Annotated in this window: 5 protein-coding genes; all 5 read left to right on the forward strand. The window is 69.9% G+C overall.

Annotation, left to right across the window (positions count from 1 at the left end):
* Window positions 1-902, forward strand: a 902-nt coding sequence (accD, locus tag VFZ20_RS09000) for an acetyl-CoA carboxylase, carboxyltransferase subunit beta (protein WP_329683527.1), incomplete at its 5' end; no start/stop codon positions are given.
* 88 nt (window positions 903-990) lie between these two features.
* On the forward strand, window positions 991-2,277 hold the full coding sequence (locus tag VFZ20_RS09005) for a folylpolyglutamate synthase/dihydrofolate synthase family protein (RefSeq protein ID WP_329683528.1): 1,287 nt from the start codon (window positions 991-993) through the stop codon (window positions 2,275-2,277).
* 383 nt (window positions 2,278-2,660) lie between these two features.
* A complete protein-coding gene (gene hisS, locus VFZ20_RS09010) occupies window positions 2,661-3,947 on the forward strand; it encodes a histidine--tRNA ligase (protein WP_329683529.1) in 1,287 nt (428 codons plus the stop codon).
* 129 nt (window positions 3,948-4,076) lie between these two features.
* Window positions 4,077-4,601, forward strand: a complete 525-nt coding sequence (locus VFZ20_RS09015; protein WP_329683530.1) for a Uma2 family endonuclease — start codon at window positions 4,077-4,079, stop codon at window positions 4,599-4,601.
* Between the two features lie 72 nt (window positions 4,602-4,673).
* On the forward strand, window positions 4,674-6,127 hold a 1,454-nt coding region (gene proS / locus VFZ20_RS09020), incomplete at its 3' end, for a proline--tRNA ligase (protein WP_329683531.1).

The following is a 6,127-nucleotide window of genomic DNA, read 5'->3' on the forward strand; positions in this document are numbered from 1 at the left end:
TTTCCACCCGACATCGACGAACCATGGCCTGGTTCCGCAAGCCCAAGACGCGCCTGCAGGCCGGCGACCGCCGCGACCTGCCGGGCGAGCTCTGGGAAAAGTGCCCGCAGTGCGGCGAGATCGTCTACCGCGAAAAGCTGCGCGAGAACTGGAACGTGTGCCCCAACTGCGGGCACCACCTGCGCCTGAGCGCCGACGGCTACGTGCAGCTGCTGATCGACGCGGGCACGTGGCGCGAGCACGACCGCGAGCTGCGCTCCGGCGACCCGCTGGGCTTCGTGGACCTCAAGCCCTACCGCGACCGCCTGGCGGCCGCGGAGCGCAAGAGCACGCACGGCGACGCGGCCCTCACGGGCGACGGCGCGCTGGACGGCATCCCCGTCTCGCTGGGGGTGATGGACTTCAGCTTCATCGGCGGGTCCATGGGCTCCGTCGTGGGCGAGAAGCTGGCCCGGGCGGGGCTGCGCGCGCTGGAGGGGAACAAGCCGCTCATCATCGTCTCGCAGTCCGGCGGAGCGCGGATGATGGAGGGGATCTTCTCCCTCATGCAGATGGCCAAGACGTCGGCCGTCCTCGCGCAGCTGGACGAGGCGGGGCTGCCGTACGTCTCCATCCTCACGGACCCCACGACGGGCGGCGTGACGGCGTCGTACGCCATGCTGGGCGACGTGAACCTGGCGGAGCCCAACGCGCTCATCGGGTTCGCGGGGCCGCGGGTGATCGAGCAGACCATCAAGCAGGAGCTCCCCGAGGGGTTCCAGCGCGCGGAGTTCCTGCTGGAGCACGGCATGCTGGACGACATCGTGGACCGGCGGCGCACCAAGGCACACCTGTCCAAGGTGCTGCGGCACATGCTGGGGCTGCCCGTCTCCGAGGCGTTCCGCGCGTCCGAAGCCGCTTGAAGTGCGTGAGTGCGGAACTGCGTGAGTGCGTGAGGGGGATCGCGGCGCGGCGGGGTTCCGCCGCGCCGCGGGCCGTGAGAGGGGCGGCGTGAGGCCCGACGATCCGGGGGCCTGGCTCTTCAGCCGGACCACCGGGGGAATCCGGTTCGGGCTGGAGCGCACGGAAGCGCTGCTCGCCGGTGCGGGAAACCCGCACCGGCGCTTTCGTGCGCTCCACGTGGGCGGCACCAACGGCAAGGGCTCCGTCAGCGCCCTTTGCGAGTCCGTGCTGCGGGCGGCCCATCCGGAGCTGCGCATCGGCCTGTACACGTCGCCGCACCTGGTCTCGTTCACGGAGCGCATCCGCATCGACGGCCGCCCGATCTCCGTCCAGGCGCTGGCGGACGCGGAGGCGCGGCTGCGGCCGGAGGTGGAGCGTCTCGGCGCCACCTTCTTCGAGGCGACGACGGCGCTCGCGTTCCTCTGCTTCGCGGAGGCGGATGTCGATCTCGCGATCGTCGAAGTGGGTCTCGGAGGACGGTTGGACTCCACGAACGTCATCGAGCCGATGGCGACGGCGGTGACCAACGTGGCGCTGGACCACGTGGAGTACCTGGGCGACACGCCGGAGCAGATCGCCTGGGAAAAGGGCGGCATCTTCAAGCCCGGTGTCCCCGCCGTCATCGGCGAGACGGCGCCGGGGCCGCTGGACGTCCTGCGCCGCCGCGCGGACGAGGCGGGCGCGCCGCGGGTGGAGGTGGACGCGGACGCCGTGTCGGATGTCCGCGTGTCGCTGGAGGGGACGCGCTTTCGCCTGTCGTCGGACTACTGGGGTGAGCGGGAGGTGCGGATTCCGCTCATCGGCGCGCACCAGGCGCGGAACGCGGCCGTGGCGGCGGAGCTGCTGGCCGCGCTGCCGGAGGACGTGCGGCCGTCGTGGGAGGCGGTGGAGGCGGGGTTCGCGGCCGTGCGCTGGGTGGGACGGATGCAGGTGGAGCGGCAGCGGGGCGCCACGTGGATCTTCGACGTGGCGCACAACCCGGCCGGCGTGGCCGCGCTGACGGCGTCCCTGGATTCCATCGACCTGCCGCGCCCCGTGGTGCTGATCGCGGCCGTCCTCTTGGACAAGGAGTGGGATGCCATGCTGCCGCCGCTGCTGGCCCGCGCGGATGCGGCGATCCTCACGGTGGCGGACTCCGCGCCGGCGGAGCGCCGCTGGGACCCGGAGCAGGCCGCGCGATCGCTGGACGCGCCGATCCCCGTCCGCGTGATCCCGAGCCTGGCGGACGCGCTGATGCGCGCGGAGACGCTGGCGCCCTACGGCACGCTGCTCGTCACCGGCTCCGTTCACACGGTGGGCGACGCGCTGGGCATCCTGCAGATCCCGGTGGTGTGACGGCCGTCTGAGCATGAGCCGTGGACGGCGCGGGCGACCTTGCCTGCGAGTCCGCGAACTCCCAGCCGAGCGAATGAATTCGCCGCTGGAAGATCGCGAAGTCCGCCTGCGCGGACTGTCCCAGCGAAGGGCCGCCTCGGTGCACCGGGGCGGCCTTTGCGCCGTTGAAGCCTCGTTCGCAGAGCGCGTCAGCGCGAGACGGGGCTTATGGCTTTCCCAGCGGCGGGTTTACCCGCTCAGGCTGGGAGGCGCGAATCGCTGAGAATCATTGCCCCGACGTGCCGTCGCAGTTGCCGGCTGTCCCCTGTAACCTGTCCCCCTGTAACCCGCAGTTCCGTCACCCCGTTGCTCCCGACGCCGCCAATCCGCTACATTCCGCGGCTATGTCGAACGCAAACTTTCAGGCACTTCCCGGCTTTCGGGACTTCTATCCCGACGAACTCGCCGTGCGCAGCCACATCATGCGCACGTGGCGCGAGGTCGCGCGCCGCTACGGCTTCCAGGAATACGACGGGCCGCCCCTGGAGCCGCTGGAGCTGTACACGGAAAAGTCCGGCCCCGAGATCGTCCAGCAGCTCTACAACTTCACAGACAAGGGCGGCCGCGACGTCGCCATGCGCCCGGAGATGACGCCCACGCTGGCCCGCATGGCGGGCGCGCGCGCGGGCGGGCTGCGCAAGCCCATCAAGTGGTTCAGCATCCCGCAGCTGTTCCGCTACGAGCGGGCCCAGCGCGGGCGCCTGCGCGAGCACTTTCAGCTCAACCTGGACATCATCGGCGAGGACGACGTCGCCGCGGACGCCGAGCTGCTGGCCGCCGCCATCGACATGCTGCGCGCGTTCGGGCTCACGGAGCAGGACTTCGTGGCGCGCGTGAGCGACCGGCGCCTGCTGCGCGCCCTGCTGCTGCACGCCGGCGTCCCCGAGGACCAGCTCGTCCTCGTCTACAACATCGTGGACAAGCTGGAGCGCGAGACCCGTGAGACCATCGGCGCCCGCCTGCGCGGCGAGGCCGGCATGGGCGACGAGGCCGTGGAGCGCACGCTGGACATCTTTCGCCACACGGACTTCAAGGCCGTGCGCCAGGCGTACGGCGGCACGGAGGGCGTGGGGCCCGAGATCGAGCGCATGGCCGAGATCCTGGGCCACGTGGAGGCCATGGGCCTGGGCGGGTACGTGCGCTTTGACCTGTCCATCGTCCGCGGGCTGGCGTACTACACGGGCATCGTCTTCGAGCTGTTCGACGCGCGCGGCGAGCTGCGGGCCATCTGCGGCGGCGGGCGCTACGACAACCTGCTGGGCCAGGTGGGCGGCGTGCAGCTGCCGGCCCTGGGCTTCGGCATGGGCGACGTGGTGCTCAAGGAGCTGCTCACGGACCGCGGCCTGCTCCCCGAGACGCGGCAGACGCTGGACTACTACGTGATCGCGCCGCCCGAGCAGCGCGCGGAGCTGCTCTCCGTCGTCCACCGCCTGCGCGACGGCGGCGCGTCCGTGGACTACGCGTACAAGCCGGCCGGCATCAACAAGCAGTTCAAGAACGCCTCCGCGCTGGGCGCCCGCCGCACGGTCGTGCTGGGGCCCGAGACGTCGGCGGAGGGCGTGGCCATCGTGCGCGACAGCGAGACGCGCGAAGAAAGCCGCGTTCCCCTCGCGGAGCTGGGCCGACCGTGACGCCCGCGCCGGCGATTGGCTGAAGGCGCGCTGGCGCGGGCACAGTGAATGCCGCGCGGGGTTATCACCTTGGATGTTGAAGTTCTTTCCGCTGTTCCAGAGGCACGTATGGCAACTGAGCTTCGGACCATGACGGCGGACGAGCTCCTGGCGATGCCCGAGGATGGCATCCGCCGGGAGCTGGTCGCGGGAGAGCTTCGGGAGATGACACCGGTTGGACGCCCACACGCGAGGACCTTCCAGCGGATCAATCGTTCGCTGGATGCGCACGTCCTGGAGCACGGACTTGGCGAGGTTTACGCCGAGTATGGATACGTGCTGGAGAGCGAGCCGGCGACTGTCCGTGCCCCTGATCTGTCGTTCGTCCGTACGGATCGGTTGGGCGAAAGCTCGGATGACGGCTACTTCCTCGGTGTGCCTGATCTGGCGATCGAGGTCGTCTCTCCCAACGACCGGCTCAGCGAAGTGCGTGCGAAGGTCAAAGAGTACCTCGATGCCGGTACGCGGATGGTCGTCGTGGCCGATCCGCAGAACCGGGACGTGATGGTGTTCCGGCCGGGGCGCGCCGCCTTGGAACTGGAGATTGACGACGTGCTGGAGGGCGGCGACGTGGTGCCGGGCTGGAGGCTTCCGGTGCGCGACATCTTCGCCTGACCAGGGGCACGATCCGCATACAAACACGGATCCGCCGCCCGACGCGGCGGGTCCTTTGACTATCCAGGAACCATGTCCAACGAAAAAGCACTGACGACCCAGGCGGAGGACTTCAGCGCCTGGTACAACGAGGTGGTGCTCAAGGCCGAGCTGGCGGACTACTCGCCCGTGCGCGGCTGCATGGTCATTCGCCCCTACGGCTACCGGCTGTGGGAGCTCATGCGCGACCGGCTGGACCTGCGCTTCAAGGAGACGGGCCACCAGAACGCGTACTTCCCGCTCTTCATCCCCCAGAGCTTCCTGGCGCGCGAGGCGGAGCACATCGAGGGCTTCGCCAAGGAAGCCGCGGTCGTCACGCACACGCGCCTCAAGGCCGTGGAGGGCGGCGGGCTCATCCCCGACCCCGACAGCAAGCTCGAGGAGCCGCTGATCGTTCGCCCCACGTCGGAGACCATCATTTACGAGATGTTCGCCAAGTGGGTGCAGAGCTACCGCGACCTGCCCCTGCTGTACAACCAGTGGGCGAACGTCGTCCGGTGGGAGATGCGCACGCGCCTGTTCCTGCGCACGGCCGAGTTCCTGTGGCAGGAGGGGCACACGGCCCACGCCAGCCACGACGAGGCCCAGGACGAGTCGCTCCGCATGCTGGGCGTGTACCGCGAGTTCATGGAGGGCTACCTGGCCATGCCCGTGGTCGTGGGCCAGAAGAGCGACTCGGAGAAGTTCGCCGGGGCCCTGCGCACCTACACGTGCGAGGCCATGATGCAGGACAACCGCGCCCTGCAGAACGGCACGTCGCACAACCTGGGGCAGAACTTCGCCAAGCAGTTCGAGCTCAAGTTCGCGTCCGAGACGGGCGCGGAGGAGTACGCGTGGAACACGTCGTGGGGCGTGAGCACGCGCATGGTGGGCGGCCTGGTGATGACGCACGGCGACGACAAGGGGCTGGTGATGCCCCCCCGCGTGGCGCCCATCCAGGTGGTGATCGTGCCCATCTACCGCAAGGACGAGGAACGCGAGCAGGTGCTGGCCAAGGCGCGCGACATCGTGGCGGCGCTGGACGGCGTGCGCACGCACGTCGACGACCGCGACAAGCTCACGCCGGGCGCCAAGTTCTTTGAGTGGGAGATGAAGGGCGTGCCCTTCCGCATCGAGATCGGCCCCAAGGACATCGCCAAGGAGCAGGTGGTGCTGGCGCGCCGCATTCCCGAGGGCGAGGAGCGCAAGCAGTTCCTGCCCGAGGCGGAGGTGCTGTCGACGATGCGCCAGCGCCTGGACGACTACCAGGACTTCCTGCTGGAGCGCGCCCGCCAGCGGCGCGAGGAGAACTCGTACCGCGCCGTGGACTCGTTCGATCGCCTGCGCGAGATCATGGACGGCGCGGGCGGGTTCGTGTACGCCGGCTGGTGCGGCTCGGCCGAGTGCGAGGAGCGGGTGAAGGACGAGACCAAGGCCACCATCCGCTGCCTGCCGTTCGAGGAGTTCCGCTCCGAGACGGCGCCGGCGACGTGCCTGGTGTGCGGGGC

The sequence above is a fragment of the Longimicrobium sp. genome, from assembly GCF_036280135.1.
Classification (GTDB): Bacteria; Gemmatimonadota; Gemmatimonadetes; order Longimicrobiales; family Longimicrobiaceae; genus Longimicrobium.